Source organism: Pseudomonas sp. GQ91, assembly GCF_059758795.1.
In genome coordinates this window covers 313,896-331,602 of sequence record NZ_JCAXED010000004.1, presented here as the reverse complement: position 1 = coordinate 331,602, position 17,707 = coordinate 313,896, and the positions used below count along the sequence as shown (strand labels likewise).

Genomic DNA, 17,707 nt, shown 5'->3' with positions numbered 1-17,707 from the left:
GGCCGGGCGAATCCCCCGGCCAGTATGGAGTTGTTTCATGTCGTTAAACCCTGATATAGCCGCATTCCTGGAACTGGTCGGCGCCGGTCGTGACAGCGGCAAGCGCACGGCCATGCATCAGTTGACCCCACACGCTGCTCGTGAACAGTTTGATCAATCCTCACAGTTAATGATGGCTGACTGCGAGGCGCTGCCACGGGTTGAAACCCTGTCGATCGAGGTGCGTGACGGCAGCCACCTGGAAGCCCGCTTGTACAGCGCTACGCTGCCGGACTCTAGCCGTGGCGCCTTGTTGTATTTCCATGGTGGCGGCTACGTGGTCGGCAGTCTCGATTCGCACGATGGGCTGTGCCGTTCACTGGCGGCCCGGGCCGGTTGCCGGGTGATTTCCGTGGGGTATCGACTGGCCCCGGAGTGGAGGTTTCCCACGGCGGTGCATGATGCGCAGGATGCCTGGCACTGGTTGGTACAGGAGGCTGAAGCGCTGGGGCTCGATCCGACGCGTCTGGCGGTAGCCGGCGACAGTGTCGGCGCGAGCTTGGCCACGGTTCTTTGCAACGAGCTGGCGGCCGATCCGCGCCAGGTCCAGCCGTGTTTGCAGGTGTTGATCTACCCGGTGACGGACGCGAGCCGCCCGACAGCGTCGTTGGAACGTTATGGCTCGGGCTATCTGTTGGAGAAGGATACGTTGAGCTGGTTCTATCAGCATTACGCCGGCGAGCACGGTGATCGGCTGGATCCGCGCTTTTCGCCGCTGTTGGCGCAGATTCCATATAACGTGGCGCCGGCGCTGCTGGCGGTGGCTGAGTGCGATCCGCTGCATGACGAAGGAGTGGCGTATGGCGCTCACTTGAAACAGGCCGGTGTGGAAGTCGATATGAAGGTGTATGCGGGGATGACCCATGACTTTATGCGCATGGGGGCGATTATCGACGAGGCGGAAGAGGCCCTGGAGTGGATCGCCGAATCGTTGCGAGTGGTGTTTGCACGGCCCTGATTCAGTGCGCTAAGGGCGCAATCCCCTGGTCATTACCGCAGCAACGGATATGCATGCCCACCAGCAAAGAGGTGTAGATCCCGACGCCTACTGTACCTGCCAGCCACCGCCCAGGGCCTTGTACAGCGCAATGCTCGCCCCCAGTCGCGCCTGGCGCAGTTGCACGTTCAAGTCCTGGGCGGCATACAGCGTGCGCTGGGTTTCCAGGACGCTCAGCAAGTCTTCCGCGCCTGCCTCATACCGGCTCTGGGCGATGCGGAATGCGCTCTGGGCCTGGCTCAATTCCTCATGCTGCCACTGGCGCTGTTCGTCCAGGCGACGGACCGCGCTCAGGGCTTTTTCCACATCGGCGAAACCATTGATGATCGCCTCGCGATAGGTTTGCAGCAGCTCATCCTGGCGTGCCGTGGCCCGGTCGCGTTCGGCGCTGAGGCGGCCGTTGTTGAAGATGGGCGCGACCAATCCGCCCGTCAGGTTGTAGAAGGGGTTACGCAGCATATCGACGGCCCGGTTGGCGCCGGAGCCGAGGTTGGCGGTCAGGGTTACGTTGGGCAGCATCGCGGCGCGGGCGACAATGACGTCGGCCTGGGCGGCGGCCAGCTGTGCTTCGGCGCGGGCGATGTCCGGGCGGCGGTTCAACAGGTCGCTGGGTATACCGCTGGCGATGGACGGCCAGCGCAGGGTGGCAAACGCTTGAGTATTGAGTTGCAGTGCTTGTACCGGCTGGCCGAGCAAGGCGGCGAGGGTGATCCGGGCCTCTTCGGCGCGCTGGCGCACTTGCGGTAATTGTCGTTGTTGCGCGGCCACCAGACTCTTTTGCTGCGCCAGTTCCAATTGGGTCGCGGAGCCGGCGGCATGACGGGTTTGTACCAGCTTGAGGACGTTCCGCGCATTGGCCAGGTTCAGTTCGGCGATGCGCTGTTGCTCGTGCAGTGCCAATAACTGGGTGTAGGCCGTGGCCACGCTGCTGAGCAGGCTCAGTTCCACGGTGGCACGTTCGAATTCACTGGCACGTGCCGCCAGCTCCGCACTGTCGAGGGCGGCACGCTTGCCACCCCAGAAGTCGACTTCGTAGGTAGCCGTCAGGCTGGCATTGAAGTAGTCCACCGCGTCGTTGTTGCGGTCGGCATCCAGTTCGCTGTAGCCGCTGCCGCGTAGCAGTTTTTGGCGATTGGCGTTGAGCCCTCCAGCGAGTTCAGGCAACAGCGGCCCGCCGGCGACCACCACGCCTGCCCGGGCCTGGCGCACCCTCGCCAGCGCACTGGCGAGGTCGTAGCTGCCGGTGCGGGCCTGTTCGATCAGTTGGTTGAGTTGTGGGCTGCCGAAGGTCGTCCACCATTGCTGGTTGACTTGCCGGGCACCGGCCGTGCTCGCCGTGTCCCAGGTGGCCGGGGCTTGCAGGCCGCTGTCCGGGCGTTGCGCCGGGCTGCTGCACGCCGCCAGCAACAGGCTGGCGGCGACGAGGGTCAAGTGCGCTTTCATAGGGCGATCATTCACTGGTAAGGGCTGTGACTGGGTCAAGCCGGGCGGCTTTGCGGGCCGGCATAAAGCCGAAGATCACGCCGGTGACCAGGGCGCAGGCGAACGCGCCAAGGACGGCGGGCAACGAGAAGGCGACGGCCACGCTGCTGAGGGTCAATGCGCCGCCCACCAGCAGGGACAGGCCGATCCCGGCGAGGCCGCCGACCATCGTCAGCATCACCGCTTCAGTCAGGAACTGGCGCAGAATGTCCCGCTGCCGGGCACCGGTGGCCATGCGGATACCGATTTCCCGGGTCCGTTCGCGCACGGTCATCAGCATGATGTTCATCACGCCGATGCCGCCCACCAGCAGCGAGATGGCGGCAATCGAGCCGAGCATCAGCGACAGGGTGTTCTGGGTGCGTGCCTCGGCCTGGATCATCGCGGCGTTGTTGGTCAGTTCATAATCACGCTTGCCGTTGTGCAGGCGCAGCAGCAACTGGTCGATGGCCTTTTCAGCTGCCTGCACGTTGCGCGCATCGGCGGCGGCGATCACCACGTATTCGGGGTTGTAGCTGCCGAACAGGCGAATGCTCGCGGCGGAGTAGGGGATGGCGATACGGTCGTCGCTGTCCTTGTCGCCGGAACTGGAACCCTTTTCCGCCAGCACGCCGACTACCTGGAATGGCACGTTTTCGATCAGGATGTATTGACCAATGGGACTGGGCAGGTCCTTGAACAGCTTGTCACGCACCCGTTTGCCAATCACCGCGACGGTGGCGGCGGCGCGCTCGTCGGCTTCGGTGAAATAGCTGCCCTCGGCCACCGGCCAGTTGAAAATCGCCGGGAAGTGGGTGTCGTTGCCTCCGACATAGGCCATGTGATCGACATTGCCAAAGCGTACCCCGGCCTCCGAGCCGTTGACCGGCATGATGCGCTGGACCTGGGGCAGGGTGGCGATGGCCGCGACGTCGCTCATCGTAATAATGCCCGGCGGCGTGCGCGGATTGGGCGCCGAGCCACCCAGGTAAAGGATGTTGGAGCCGAACGCGCCCATCTGGGCCATGACCTGGCGTTTGCTGCCTTCGCCCACCGCGAGCATGACCACCACCGAGGCGACGCCAATAATGATTCCGAGCAAGGTCAGGGCGGTGCGGAAGCGGTTGACCCACATCACGCGCCAGGCTGCCTGCACGGCGTCCAGCAGTTCGGCTTTCCAGGCGCCGTTGTGTTCCGCGCCGTCGACCAGGCGCTGGCGCAAGTCGACGGCTTGCAAGGCGCCTGGGCCGGCTTCGACAGGTGCTTGCCCGGTGCCGTTTGGCGTATCGCTGATGATCAGGCCGTCATGGATTTCGATGATGCGATTGGCCCGCGCCGCGACCTTCCGGTCGTGGGTAATCAGGATCACGACGTGGCCCTGTGCGGCCAGTTCGTCCAGCAGCAGCATGACTTCGGCGCCGCTGTGGCTGTCGAGGGCGCCGGTCGGTTCGTCAGCCAGGATAATATGGCCGCCGTTCATCAAGGCGCGGGCAATCGATACCCGTTGTTGTTGACCGCCGGAGAGTTGATGCGGGCGATTGCCGGTGCGTCCGGCAAGTCCCAGGCGATTCAGCAGGGCGGCGGCGCGGGTGTGGCGTTCGGCGGCCGCAAGCCCTGCGTAGATGGCGGGCATCTCGACGTTTTCCTGGGCCGAACCGGACGCGATCAAGTGATAGCCCTGGAACACGAAGCCAAAGGCTTGGCGACGCAGCCAGGCCAGTTCATCGGTGCCCAGGTGCGCGACGTTCTCCCCGGCGAACCGGTATTCACCCGTGCTGGGGCGGTCGAGGCAGCCGAGAATGTTCATCAAGGTCGATTTGCCGGAGCCTGAGGCCCCGACAATCGCCACGAATTCCCCGGTGTGGATCGACAGGTCGATCCCGCGCAGTACATCGACTTGCGGCGAATCGCCGCCGCCGTAGGATTTACCGATGCCCTTGAGTTCGATCAGCGGCGTCAAGATTCAATCTCCACTGCTGTCGACCGGGCCGATCAGCAGATGGTCGCCTTCGACGAGACCGTCGAGGACCTGGACATGCAGGCGATCACTGATGCCGACCCGCACTTGGCGCTCTTCGATACTGCCGTCCTGGGTGACCACCCGTGCGAGCTGAGTGTCGGCGCGAGTGCTGCCTTGCAGGGCCGCTACCGGCGCGGTCAGTGCATTGGTGACGCGGTTGGCGACGAAAAATACCTGGGTGGTCATTTCCGCCATCAACGCATTGTCGGCGTTATCCACATCCAGCAGCACGGTGTAGAGCACCACGCGGCCGCTGCCGCTCTTGCCGGAACTGCTGGGACTGCCTCCGCCCTGGCTGGCTTCGTTCAGGGGTTTGGGTGGTACCGGCAGAATTTGGCGTACGGTGCTGGTCCAGCGCCGGTTGCCGCCGCTCAATGTGGTGAAATACGCCTGCATGCCGGGTTTGACATGGCCGATATCGGCTTCCGAAACCTCTGCCCAGACGGTCATTGGCGACAGATTGGCAATGCGCAGGATCAGCGGTGTGGTTTGCTGGGTATTGAGGGTCTGGCCCTCACGCGCATCGAGGGCGACGACGGTGCCGGAGATCGGTGCATAAATGCGGGTGTAACCCAGTTCTGCCTGGTCGACCCGCAAGCTGGCCTGGGCCTGGCTGATCTGCGCCTTGAACATGTCGATGCGTGCCTGGGTGGCGTGCAGTTCGGCGCGTGCGGTCTGCACGTCTTCATCACGGGTGGCGCCCCCGGCGGCCAAGCGTTGCTGGCGCTGGTACTTCTGGCGGGCCAGTTGGTTTTGTGCGCGCTGCTCTTGCAGTTGGGCCTGCAGGTTGGCAATGGAGAAGCGCGTGGCATCGAGTTTGGCTTGCTGGGTGGAGGGGTCGATCTCCACTAGCAGGTCGCCTTCCTTGACCTGGGCGCCTGCCTCGACGTGGATCTTGCGGATCTGCCCCGATGCCTGGGAGCCGACATCGACATACCGTCGTGGCTGCAGAGTGCCAAGGGCCGTGACGCTGCTTTCTATATCGCCCCGGCGTACTTCCAGGGTGGCAAATCTGTCCCGGCCGGGCGGGGTCAGTTGCCAGGCGGCGAAAGCCACGACGGGAATCAAGCAAAGTGCTGCCAGCCAGGCGCGCAGGGTGTGACGAGGACGTTTCATGCACGGTTTCCAGCCAGGAAAGATCGGGCCGCGCCTCAATCGCGCGCAGCAGGCGGCGGATATGAGGGCTGTCGAGCGACGACAGAAGCGGGAGAACTGTCAGGTAAACGAGAGGTTAGCCCGGAAATTTAGGCGCTGATCCATGCCGTTACAGCGCGCGGAAAGACAGCTATCTGGCTGTTGGTGTAAGTTTTCTTTAAATCTATATGAGAATTACTATAAATTACGCTAGTTCAATCTGCCATCACTCTATATCCTCGGCAGCTGTCTGGGCGCTCAAGGGTCATAAGCCGTCATAAAATGCGGTCGGGAGTCATGTTGGAAAGCTACTATCGCGAGTTGGTATGTTTCCTCAACGCCAAGCTGGGCAACCGTCAGGTGGCCGAGGATGTGGTGCATGACGCCTATGTCCGGGTGCTGGAGCGCGCCAGCAATACGCCGATCGAGCAACCTCGCGCCTTTCTTTATCGCACCGCCCTGAACCTGGTGATTGACGGCCATCGACGCAACACCTTGCGTCGGGTCGAACCGCTGGAGGTGCTGGACAGCGAAGAGCGTTTCTTCAGCCCTTCGCCCCAGGCCGGCCTGGATCACCGCCAACGCCTGGACATGCTCGGTCGCGCCCTGGCCGAATTATCGCCAGCCTGCCGTGACAGTTTCCTGCTGCGCAAAGTCGAAGGTTTGTCCCATCCACAAATCGCCGAACGCTTGAACATCTCTCGCAGCATGGTGGAGAAACACATCGTCAATGCGATGAAGCATTGCCGGGTACGGATGCGCGAGTGGGACCGTCACTGATGCCACCGCCTGCTTAAATTTTTTTTCATTGTCCTCGTCTCCTATCAACACATGACCTGTTGTTCAGCAGGTCGCCCAGGCTTTTTCGCCCCACTGCCACGGGGCTTATCCAGAGGACACTGGAATGACACAGGCAATTGCATCGCCCGCGGTTCACGACCTGATCGGTATTGGTTTTGGTCCTTCGAACCTGGCGTTGGCCATCGCCCTGCAGGAGCGCGAGAAAGCCCAGGGCAAGCTCGATGTACTGTTTCTCGACAAGCAGGCCGACTACCGCTGGCACGGCAACACCCTGGTGAGCCAGAGTGAATTGCAGATTTCCTTCCTCAAGGACCTGGTGACCCTGCGCAATCCCACCAGCCCTTACTCATTCGTCAATTACCTCAAGGTCCACGGGCGCCTGGTGGACTTCATCAACCTGGGCACGTTCTACCCGTGCCGCATGGAGTTCAACGACTACCTGCGTTGGGTCGCCGGGCAGTTTGCCGAGCAGAGCCGCTATGGCGAGGAAGTGCTGGCCATCGAGCCGATCCTGCAGCAACAGCAGGTCGAGGCGCTGCGGGTGATTTCACGCGATGCCCACGGCGAACAACTGGTGCGCACCACGCGTTCGGTGGTTGTCAGTGCGGGTGGCACGCCACGGATTCCCGAGGCCTTCAAGGCGCTCAAGGATGACGGGCGCGTGTTTCACCACTCGCAATATCTGGCGCGGATGGCCGAGCAGCCGTGTGTCGAGAACAAGCCGATGCGCGTTGCGATCATTGGGGGAGGGCAGAGTGCCGCAGAAGCCTTTATCGACCTCAATGACAGCTTCCCTTCGGTACAGGTGGACATGATCCTGCGCGGCTCGGCCCTCAAGCCCGCCGATGACAGTCCGTTCGTCAACGAAGTGTTTTCCCCGGAGTTCACTGACCTGGTCTTCCAGCAAGCCAGCAGTGAGCGCGAGCGTCTGGTCAACGAGTATCACAACACCAACTACTCGGTGGTGGACCTGGATCTGATCGAGCGTATCTACGGGATTTTTTATCGTCAGAAAGTCTCAGGTATCGCCCGTCATGCATTCCGGACCCTGACCACGGTGGAAAAAGCCAGCGCCGGGCCATTGGGTATAGAGTTGCTGGTGCGGCATAACGCCACCGGTGAAACCGTGATCAACCATTACGACGCGGTGGTCCTGGCCACCGGGTATGAACGCCAGATGCACCGCCAGTTGCTGGCGCCGCTCGAGGCGTACATGGGGGATTTTGAAGTGACTCGCGACTATCGCGTGGTGACGGATGAGCGCTGCAAGGCCGGCATTTACATGCAGGGCTTCAGCCAGGCGAGCCATGGTTTGAGCGATACCTTGCTGTCGATCCTGCCGATTCGGGCGGATGAGATTGCCGCTTCGTTGCATGAGCATGACCGTAGCCGTGGACAGGGTCGCCCGGTGCGCGATGTGTTGCTTGCTACCGCCAGCTGAAAGGGGTGCCTGAAATCAGCTAAGCAGATTGGTGTGAACGCCTTCACCACCTGTAGGAGCGAGCTTGCTCGCGAAGGCCGTTAACGATGACGCGGGCAATCTGGCACCCCGAAGCGCCCCCTCGCTCATACAGAAGACGGCGCCTCGCTTGTGGGCGTGCGGGTGCTGTCATGCAGCAAGCTGAGGCGCTTTTTTGATCTGCAAGGGATAGTGCTTGCAGTGTCTGGCTTGAGATCCACCCCTCACCCTAACCCTCTCCCCAAAGGGGAGAAGGAACTGAATGGGGGATATTTCAGATATTTTGCGACCTGGAAGATCGGCGTTGAATCTACACTCAAAACGGTTTTTCAGGTCGTCCATTTTCTCGGCACACTTCGGTCGGTTCCCTCTCCCTCCGGGCCATGCCCAAAGGGGAGAAGGAACTGAATGGGGGATATTTCAGATATTTTGCGACCTGGAAGATCGGCGTTGAATCCACACTCAAAACGGTTTTTCAGGTCGTCCATTTTCTCGGCACACTTCGGTCGGTTGCCTCTCCCTCCGGGCCATGCCCAAAGGGGATAAGGAACTGAATGGGGGATATTTCAGATATTTTGCGACCTGGAAGATCGGCGTTGAATCCACACTCAAAACGGTTTTTCAGGTCGCCCATTTTCTCGGCACACTTCGGTCGGTTGCCTCTCCCTCCGGGCCATGCCCAAAGGGGAGAAGGAACTGAATGGGGGATATTTCAGATATTTTGCGACCTGGAAGATCGGCGTTGAATCCACACTCAAAACGGTTTTTCAGGTCGCCCATTTTCTCGGCACACTTCGGCCGGTTGCCTCTCCCTCCGGGCCATGCCCAAAGGGGAGAAGGAACTGAATGGGGGATATTTCAGATATTTTGCGACCTGGAAGATCGGCGTTGAATCCACACTCAAAACGGTTTTTCAGGTCGTCCATTTTCTCGGCACACTTCGGTCGGTTGCCTCTCCCTCCGGGCCATGCCCAAAGGGGATAAGGAACTGAATGGGGGATATTTCAGATATTTTGCGACCTGAAAGATCGGCGTTGAATCCACACTCAAAACGGTTTTTCAGGTTGCCCATTTTCTCGGCACACTTCGGTCGGTTGCCTCTCCCTCCGGGCCATGCCCAAAGGGGATAAGGAACTGAATGGGGGATATTTTCAGATACCTTGCGACCTGAAAGATCGGCTTTGAATCCACACTCAAAACAGTTTTTCAGGTCGCCCATTTTCTCGGCACACTTCGGTCGGTTCCCTCTCCCTCCGGGAGAGGGTTAGGGTGAGGGGTGGTCCTCAAGACTGTCCATTATCTTACGGCCAACGCCGCACTTTTTAAGCTCGGCAACTCTCTCAATGGTTTCACTTCGTTGGCAGATCCCTCCCGCCCTGAACCCTTCCTGAAGAACCCTCTTATTTCCCCGCCCAGAATCCTCCCGACGATTTACTCTCCTGAAAGCCCAACGTAAACTTCGCGCGTTTTCATCAATAGCGGAGCCCCTCAATGGGTACTTGTTCGAGCCACAGTGGTCGGCCGGTCACGGTCAACGGCATATTTTCGGCAAGTTAACGCGCATTTTCCCGCCGTTATCTCGCTGATAAAGCGAGAGGCGGCATTCCGGCAGCGGCCAGTTCTGGTCCTGTCCCGAAGTCCCCTTGGCTTGATGCCCAACAGCCCGTGACCCCTGGGTTGCCGTCGCTGAATCAAGCATGCCTGTTGCGGATCCCGCAGGTCACAAAGGGACGTATTTCATGCAAGCCATCAACAACATCAACCTCGACTCCTTGATCGATACGCTGGTCAGTCTCAGCGCCGCATTCATCCTCGGTGGGCTGATTGGCTATGAGCGGCAATATCGCCAACGCACGGCCGGGCTCCGGACTAATGTGTTGGTAGCCGTGGGCGCGGCGATTTTTGTCGACATGGCCAACCGTCTCGGTGGCGCCGAAGGCGCAATACGGGTGGTGGCGTACGTGGTGTCCGGCATCGGTTTTCTCGGGGCCGGGGTCATCATGCGCGAGGAGGGCAATGTGCGCGGGCTCAATACCGCCGCCACCCTGTGGGCCTCGGCGGCCGTGGGTGCGTGCGCCGGTGCCGACCTGATCCTTGAAGCCTTGCTGGGCACGCTGTTTGTCCTGGCGGCCAACACCCTGTTGCGGCCTATCGTCAATAACATCAATCGCCAGCCTCTGGACGTAGTGTCCGCCGAAGTCACCAACATCCTCTATGTGATCACCCATCGTACTCAGCAAAAGGCCGTCCTGGCGTTGTTGGAGGCGGAACTGGCGCGCTGCAACTATCCTGCTAGTGATGTCGATGTGCGGCCCTTTGGCAATGATGAAGTGGAAGTCGAGGCGACGCTGGCGGTGACTTCCGTCGACGGTGACGAGCTGGATGCCCTGGTCGCGCGAATCTCCCAATCGAGCCTGGTGGTGCAAGCCTTCTGGAGCCCCAGTACCACCGACTGAATCGACTCCCGGTGCAAGACGGCATTTTTTGTTCATGACGAGATGAGGATTAATCCTACAAAGCTGCCGGACATTCCCTTCGGTCACGGCATCCTTCCGTTGTTAAGGTTGCGCCGCTGCGGCTAGTCACTATTGACGGTGCTGCTGTTTAACGCACAGGGCCAGGCGCATTTTCGTCGTTCCCGGCTACGGAGTACCGCTCGTCGGAACTGTGATTTCTCACAGGTGCTTGAGCTCTGTGCGGTATGTAAGGGTATTGGCGTCTTGAGGAAACGATGAGCCGCCAGTGAAGCAGTCAACCAGTCGTGGTGCCTTCCCAGGGGAGTCGCATGAGCAAAGCGTTAATAGTGGATGATCATCCGTTCATTCGTGCAACCGTCAAATACTTGCTGCGCCAGGAAGGCTTCGAGCCGATTTTCGAAGCCAGTAATGGCGCTGATGCGATGCAAATCGTCAGGGAAGAACGGCCAGACCTGGTCATTCTGGATCTGGCGATGCCGAAGTTGGGTGGGTTGGAGGTCATCAGCCGGATCAAGGGACTTGGCTTGCCGTGCAAAATCCTGGTGCTGACCTCGTATCTGGCGGTGTTTTTTTCGGCCCGTTGCATGCGTGCCGGTGCAATGGGGTTCGTCGCGAAGACCGGCGAGCTGGATGAGTTGCAGAAGGCCATAAAAGCCGTCATGTCCAATTACAGTTGCTTTCCCAGCCTACCCACCAGCTCCGTGCGCCGAGATGACTTGCAGACCACCGAGCAGGAGTTGGTGGCAGCGCTTTCAGACCGGGAGTTGACGGTCCTGCAAAAGCTCGCGCTGGGCTTGGGCAACAATCAGATTGCCGAAGACATGCTGTTGAGCCACAAAACCATCAGCACCTATAAAACCCGGTTGAAGGAAAAGCTGCGCATGTCATCCGTCGTACATTTATCCAAGTTCGCTCAGCGCAACCATCTGATCTGACATGCCGGCGCCTCTTGGGAAGTGGTTCGCGGCAATCTGTCTGGCGGGCCTGTCACTCACCGTGGATGGGGCCCGTGGCGAACCCCAGCCGATGCGCCTGCTGGGCCATTCCAGCCTTGAAGAGGCGCACCTCAAACTGGATGGAGCCGATTGGCATTGGCTGCGCGAGCGCCGCACGTTGTTGTTGGGGGTGTCTACCCCGGAATACGCGCCGTTCGATCTGGTGAACAATAACGACGAGCTGCAGGGGATCACGGCCGATTACGCCGCGCTGCTTGCTCAACTGTTGAACGTCACGGTCCAGGTGCGCCGCTACAGCGACCGAGACGAGGTGATCGCGGCGCTCAAGCGCGGCGAGATAGACCTGCTGGGATCGTCCAATGGGTATGAGGCGGGTGACCGGCAACTGATATTGTCGCGTTCCTACGCCAATGACCAGCCGACGCTGGTGACGCGTATTGGCGAAGGCCAGGCTCTTCCGGCCGACCTGGCCGGCAAGCGGCTGGCCATGCTGTCTCACTACATGCAGCCGGAGACGGTGGCTGCGTTCTATCCCGAGGCGTCGCTGCAACTGTTCCCTTCGACGATCGAGGCGATCGGCGCCGTGGCATTCGGCCAGGCGGACGTTTATCTGGGCGATGCGATCAGCGCCAACTACCTGATCACAAAAAACTATCTGAATAACGTGCGCATGGCTGATTTTTCGAGCATGGAAGTCAGCCCTTTTGCGTTCGCGCTGGATCGGGACAACGCGCGGTTGCTGCGCATTGTCAACGCTGCCCTGGCGGCGATCCCGGCCAGCGAGCAGATGGAAATCCTGCGGCGCTGGAGCGCCGGCAATCTCGGCTTCGCCGGCCGGGATCGCCTGCGCTTCAGCGCCAGTGAGCAGCGCTGGCTGGACAAGCATCCCGTAGTGAAAGTGGCGGTCAGTGACAAACTCCTGCCCCTGTCATTTTTCAACCAGAAAGGCCAGTTTGTCGGCATGAGCGCCGAAGTACTGGCGCAGATCAGTCTGCGGACCGGCTTGAAGTTTGACGTGATGCGCGGCAGTTCGTTGCCGATTCAGGTCGACCAGGCTGGCGCGGGCGACATCGACATGGTGGCGGTGGTTACCCCAAGCGTTGAGCGTGAAGACAAAATCCGCTTTACCCGACCGTACCTGACCAGCCCCTTCGTGCTGGTCACGCGCAACGAAGAGGGGGCGCCGAACACCCTTGAAGACATGGCCGACAAGCGCCTGGTGCTGATCGGCGGCAATGCCCTGCGTGGCAGTATCGCCCGCAACTACCCCGATATTGCGATAACGGAGGTGGATAACACTGCCCAGGGCTTGGCGATGGTGGCAACCGGGGAAGCTGACGCCGCGGTCAACGCACTGATCATGGCGCGCTACATCATTACCCACGAGTACCGCGACCGTTTGCGCGTGACCAGCACCGTCGGTCCCTTGCCGGCGCGGATCTCCTTCGGCGTCAACCGTAGCCAGTTGGAGTTGTTCTCGATCCTCGACAAGGCACTGTTGAGTATCACCCCGCAGGAAATGGATGAGTTGGCCAATCACTGGCGCAATGAAGTGGTCATTGACGACAGCTACTGGCTCCGCAACCGGACCACCATCATCCAGGGGTTCGTGCTGGCGGCGCTGCTGCTGCTGATCACCTTGGGTTGGGCGATGTACCTGCGCAGCCTGATTCGCAAGCGTACCCAGGCCGAACGTGCGCTGAGCGACCAGATGCGGTTCATGAGCGTATTGATCGATGGCACACCCCATCCGATTTACGTGCGTGACCGCATGGGACGCTTGATGGCCTGCAACAATGCCTACCTGGATGTATTCGGCTTCAAGCTCGAAGAGGTGATCGGCAAGACCGTGGTCGAGACTGATACCGGTAATCTGCCCCAGGCCCAGTCCTACCATCAAGACTATTTACGCCTGATGGAACGGGGCGAGCCGCAGATTCACGACCGTGTGCTCAAGGCGCCGGGCGGATTGACCTTGACCATCTACCACTGGATGCTGCCGTACCGTGACGGTGACGAAAAGGTCGTGGGCATGATTGCCGGCTGGGTGGATGTGAGCGAGCGCCAGCATTTGCTCGCGCAATTGCAGGCAGCCAAGGAAGATGCCGACGCTGCCAACCGCGCCAAGACGACGTTCCTGGCGACCATGAGCCACGAGATCCGCACGCCAATGAACGCCGTGATCGGCATGATCGAACTGGCGCTGAAAAATGCCGAGCAGGGGCGGATTGATCACGATGCGCTGGAAGTGGCCTCCGACGCTTCCCGAGGCATGTTGGAATTGATTGGCGATATTCTCGACATCGCCCGTATCGAGTCCGGCCACCTGTCCTTGACACTCGAGCCTTCGAACCTGCGTGAACTGCTCGCGTCCGTGGCGCGGATTTTCGAAGGGTTGGCGCGGGCCAAGGGGCTGACGCTGCGGGTCGAGCTTGAGCCGTTGATCGATCGCCATGTACTGATTGATCCGCTGCGGTTCAAGCAGGTGGTCTCCAATCTGTTGAGCAACGCCATCAAGTTCACCTCCAGCGGCCAGGTGCGATTGAGCGCCAGTGGCTCGCCCACGACCGCCAACGGTTACCTGAGCCTGCGTCTGTTGGTGGAGGACACGGGGATCGGTATCAGCGACGAGGACCAGAAGCACCTGTTCAACCCCTTTATGCAAGGTCGTAATACCGAGCAATCGGCCCGCAGCGGTTCTGGCCTCGGGCTGGTGATCAGCCGCAACCTGTGCGAAATGATGGGCGGCCAGTTGAAATTGAAAAGTGTCGTCGGGCAGGGCACGCGGGTAGAAGTGACGCTGGCGCTGGCGGTGGCCGAGTCAAACTTCGTCCGGGCCGAACTTGCGCCGTTGGAGGCGCCGCCAGCCCATGTGCTGAATATCCTCGTGGTAGACGACTATCCCGCCAACCGCCTGCTGCTCGCTCGGCAACTGAGCTTTCTGGGGCATCGGATCAGCACTGCCGATGATGGCGAGCAGGGGCTGGAACGATGGCGTGCCGAGCGCTTCGACGGGGTGATCACCGACTGCAATATGCCGTTGAAAAATGGCTATGAACTGGCCCGGGACATTCGTGCCGATGAACAGGCTCGCGGCTTGCCACCCTGCCTGCTGCTGGGTTTCACCGCCAATGCTCAACCGGAAGAAACCGAACGCTGCCTGCAGGCGGGCATGAACGGCTGCTTGTTCAAGCCCACGGGGCTTGAGGATTTGCATGCCGCGCTGGCTTTACGCACCGCCACGCCGTCAGTCCGCGAGCGCGTGGTGTCCGGGTCAAGTTCAGGGGTCGATTTAAGTCGGTTGATGAAGTTGACGGGCGACGACCTCGACGCCCTCAAGGAATTGCTCACGCCGTTGCTTGCCAGCCTGGAAACCGACCGCTCGCAACTGGCGATCTTGCTGGATAAAAAGGACTACGCCGAGTTGCATAACCTGGCTCACAGAACCAAGGGCGGGGCCCGCCTGGTCGATGCTCGGACCTTGATAAGTTGCTGCGAGGCGTTGGAGTGGGCGAGCGAACAGCGTGATCCTCACGCATTGGTCACGGCAGTCGGCGAGATGCGCGACGCCATTGATTCCCTGCATCAGACCTTGGCGGGCTATTGCCACAGCGCTTGAGTGGTTTGCCATTCAGGAGGGCGGATTGGAGCTTTGGGATAACTCCTACATCAAGTAGGTACAACGCTGATTTTGTCGTCGAGATATGTCTGGAAAAGTAGGCCACTCTTCTCCTTTCGCGAGCGCTGCTTGCTCAGGGTTTATCATGCCAAACGCCTCATTGACCCTCCTGATTGCCGACGAACATCACCTGCAACGGCTGTATATCGAAAAAATGCTCAACCTGCTGGGTTACCACCGTATCGTTCCGGTGCAGAGCTTCGAAGAAGTGCGAATCCTCATCGACATACCGGCCGAGCCTTTTGATGTGCTGATCATCAATGCCGGCCTGGTCGCGGCTGGCGGGAGCCTGACGCTGCGACAGCACCCGCGGGTGCGCCACGTGCTGGTCTACGACGATCAGAAACTGGGGCCGAGCATCACCCTGACGCAGTCGGCGCTGATGCGGTTGCCGGGTTCGCCGGACAGCATTACCCTCGAGCACTTCATGGAGATCATCGACCCGCCCTCGCCGACGTCTGGCCTGCGGGTCTTGCCGTGGCTACGGGAACTGGCCCGCAAGCCTGCGCGAAGCAAGAGGGTTCGCCATAAAAATGTGACGGGGTGGAAGTAGTCGACCTCCGCCGGGTAGCGGTCGAGATGCTCTACCTGGCGCGTTGGGGATCGCTGTAATATATCGAGCCCGCTTTGCCGGTGGCGTTTTTCCCTCTTGAGGCTCGAGCGACTGATGATGCAAGCCACCCGCTTGACCCTGATTTGTCATGCCGGCACCCGTGCTCAAAAGCGCGGTTGTTTTGCACTTGATGAGCCGTTGGAAATGGACTGGCAGAACGCGGCGCAGTCTTTCTCTCCGCGCTTCAAGCACCTGCCACGGGTGCTGTGTGGACCAGAAACCCGGACCCGGCAGACCGCAACCTTGTTTAGCCGCGAAGCCACGGTTGAAGAGGCGCTGCGCGATTGCGACCTGGGCCGCTGGCGTGGCGTGGCAATCGAGCAGATTCAACAGGCCGAGCCCGAGGCGTTACAGGCCTGGTTGACCGATCCCACGGTCGCGCCCCATGGCGGCGAATCGCTTTCGCAGCTATGCGAGCGGGTCGGGCAGTGGTTACAGTCGCTGGAACGCACGCCGGGGCATGTGCTGGCGGTCACTCATCCCTTTATCATCCGCGCCGCGTTGTTGCACGTCATGCAATGCCCGCCCGCGCAGTTCAACAGGATCGATGTGGAGCCGCTGTCCTCCACCGAGCTGCGCTTCAACCACGTATGGCGCCTGCGCCTGGACACGCGCGAGACCTGACCCGCGTGAACATGGCAGAATCCGCCCCCCGCATTGAGAACTCCGTCATGAAGAAAATCCTGATCATCGGCATTGGCGCCGGCAACCCTGACTACATCACGATGCAGGCGGTGAAGGCGCTGAACCGTACCGATGTGTTTTTCCTGATGGACAAGGGCCAGAGCAAGGACAAGCTGATCGACCTGCGCCGGGAAATCTGCGCGACCTATATCAATGCCGATCATGCTTATCGATTCGTTGAAGCCGATTGCCCCGAGCGAGTGCGCGGTGAGATCGACTACACCGCTGCCGTCCAGGATCTCAATCGGGACAAACAACAGACGTTTGAGCGAATGATCAACGAGGAGTTGGCCGAGGGTGAAGTGGGGGCGTTTCTGGCCTGGGGCGATCCGGCGTTGTATGACAGCACCATTCGCATCTTGCAGGCGATTCTCGCCAGTGGTCGCTGCGCGTTCGAGTTTGAGGTCATTCCCGGCATCACCAGCGTCCAGGCGCTGGCCGCCCAGCATAAAGTGCCGTTGAACCGCATCGGGCGCTCGATTGAAATCACCACTGGGCGCCGGTTGGCAGCGGGGCAGGCGAGCGATGCCGACACGCTAGTCGTGATGCTGGATGCCGAGGATTCCTACCGCAGCGTCGCCGATCAGGACATGGACATCTATTGGGGCGCTTATCTCGGCACGCCGGACGAAATTCTGATCAGCGGCAAGGTGGCGGAGGTGGCCGAGGAAATCGAGCGGGTACGCAAGGCCGCGCGCCAGGCCAATGGCTGGATCATGGACACTTATCTGTTGCGCAAGCCCTAGGACCGCTACTTGCCGCCGGTAATCTGTTTCACCAACAGGCCGTGACCCTTCGCATCATCGGCGCGGGAAATGGCCTGGATCACCAGCAAGCGATCACCCGAACCGGCCAGGAAGGTTGAGTTCAACGTCTTGCCGCCGCCCATGGTCGCGGTGCTGTCTACTTGGCGCAGACCCAGGCCCTTGATCGTCAGTTTTCGCTCTTTCTGCTGCTTGAAGTCAGGCAACGCGGCGCTTTGGTCCTTGATGAAACCGGCCACGGCGCCATCGAGAAACTGTGAGTCGTTGTCCTTGATAGTGATGCCGTCATTGCGCACCGTTTCGGCCACGATCACCACGCTTTTACCGGCCTGATTGGTGTACATCGTGCCGTGAGTGCCGGCGGTGCCCTGCGCTTCGTCACCTGAGGGCAGGGCGTCGGCGATATAGGCGTTTGGCAGGTGGAAAGTGAACTTGCCGTCCAGGGTGGAGATGGTTTGGCTGGCGGCTTTCTGCGCGGCGGGCTTGGTGGCCGCTACCGCGTGGCTGGCGCCGAAGCCGGCGGTCAGCGCGAGGGCCAGAAAGGCAGCGGTTTTGCTGAGGGTGGCCATGAAGCTCTCCAGAAAAGAACGAATTTGCGGCGTATTCTGTCAGAAAATTCGCAA

At 60.5% G+C, this 17,707-nt stretch carries 13 protein-coding genes; 9 read left to right on the top strand and 4 right to left on the bottom strand.

The window, feature by feature from the left end:
* Positions 1–37: 37 nt before the first annotated feature.
* Positions 38–997: an alpha/beta hydrolase gene (locus tag AC6CIA_RS08405; protein ID WP_498311464.1), complete on the top strand. Its 960-nt coding sequence runs from the start codon at positions 38–40 to the stop codon at positions 995–997.
* Between the two features lie 87 nt (positions 998–1,084).
* Here the strand turns inward: AC6CIA_RS08405 and AC6CIA_RS08400 are convergent, their stop codons facing one another.
* Genes AC6CIA_RS08400 through AC6CIA_RS08390 form a run of 3 tightly spaced genes read right to left on the bottom strand, consistent with a single transcriptional unit; the run spans position 1,085 to position 5,633 of the window.
* A complete protein-coding gene (locus AC6CIA_RS08400; protein ID WP_498311463.1) occupies positions 1,085–2,479 on the bottom strand; it encodes an efflux transporter outer membrane subunit in 1,395 nt (464 codons plus the stop codon).
* Positions 2,480–2,486: 7 nt separating this feature from the next.
* Entirely contained in the window at positions 2,487–4,460 is a 1,974-nt protein-coding gene (locus AC6CIA_RS08395; RefSeq protein WP_498311520.1) for a MacB family efflux pump subunit, read from the bottom strand.
* Complete coding sequence (locus tag AC6CIA_RS08390) at positions 4,461–5,633, bottom strand: efflux RND transporter periplasmic adaptor subunit (protein WP_498311462.1); 1,173 nt, start codon at positions 5,631–5,633, stop codon at positions 4,461–4,463.
* 315 nt (positions 5,634–5,948) lie between these two features.
* Between AC6CIA_RS08390 and AC6CIA_RS08385 the strand changes: the two genes are divergently transcribed.
* From AC6CIA_RS08385 to cobF, 8 genes are all read left to right on the top strand, one after another.
* A complete protein-coding gene (locus AC6CIA_RS08385) occupies positions 5,949–6,431 on the top strand; it encodes a sigma-70 family RNA polymerase sigma factor (RefSeq protein ID WP_498311461.1) in 483 nt (160 codons plus the stop codon).
* 124 nt (positions 6,432–6,555) lie between these two features.
* Entirely contained in the window at positions 6,556–7,893 is a 1,338-nt protein-coding gene (locus AC6CIA_RS08380) for a lysine N(6)-hydroxylase/L-ornithine N(5)-oxygenase family protein (protein WP_498311460.1), read from the top strand.
* 1,757 nt (positions 7,894–9,650) lie between these two features.
* The gene (locus tag AC6CIA_RS08375; RefSeq protein ID WP_498311459.1) at positions 9,651–10,367 is read left to right on the top strand and encodes an MgtC/SapB family protein; all 717 of its coding nucleotides are present in this window, start codon (positions 9,651–9,653) and stop codon (positions 10,365–10,367) included.
* 329 nt (positions 10,368–10,696) lie between these two features.
* Positions 10,697–11,323: a response regulator gene (locus AC6CIA_RS08370; protein ID WP_498311458.1), complete on the top strand. Its 627-nt coding sequence runs from the start codon at positions 10,697–10,699 to the stop codon at positions 11,321–11,323.
* Position 11,324: 1 nt separating this feature from the next.
* Complete coding sequence (locus AC6CIA_RS08365; RefSeq protein ID WP_498311457.1) at positions 11,325–14,963, top strand: transporter substrate-binding domain-containing protein; 3,639 nt, start codon at positions 11,325–11,327, stop codon at positions 14,961–14,963.
* A 145-nt stretch (positions 14,964–15,108) separates the two neighbouring features.
* Positions 15,109–15,576, top strand: a complete 468-nt coding sequence (locus AC6CIA_RS08360) for a chemotaxis protein CheY (RefSeq protein ID WP_498311456.1) — start codon at positions 15,109–15,111, stop codon at positions 15,574–15,576.
* A gap of 117 nt (positions 15,577–15,693) precedes the next feature.
* Positions 15,694–16,260 carry a histidine phosphatase family protein gene (locus tag AC6CIA_RS08355; RefSeq protein ID WP_498311519.1) on the top strand — a complete coding sequence of 189 codons (567 nt, stop codon included), beginning with the start codon at positions 15,694–15,696 and terminating at the stop codon, positions 16,258–16,260.
* Between the two features lie 47 nt (positions 16,261–16,307).
* A complete protein-coding gene (cobF, locus tag AC6CIA_RS08350) occupies positions 16,308–17,066 on the top strand; it encodes a precorrin-6A synthase (deacetylating) (protein ID WP_498311455.1) in 759 nt (252 codons plus the stop codon).
* A 5-nt stretch (positions 17,067–17,071) separates the two neighbouring features.
* Here the strand turns inward: cobF and AC6CIA_RS08345 are convergent, their stop codons facing one another.
* A complete protein-coding gene (locus AC6CIA_RS08345; RefSeq protein WP_498311454.1) occupies positions 17,072–17,653 on the bottom strand; it encodes a DcrB/PsbP domain-containing protein in 582 nt (193 codons plus the stop codon).
* Between the last annotated feature and the right edge of the window lie 54 nt (positions 17,654–17,707).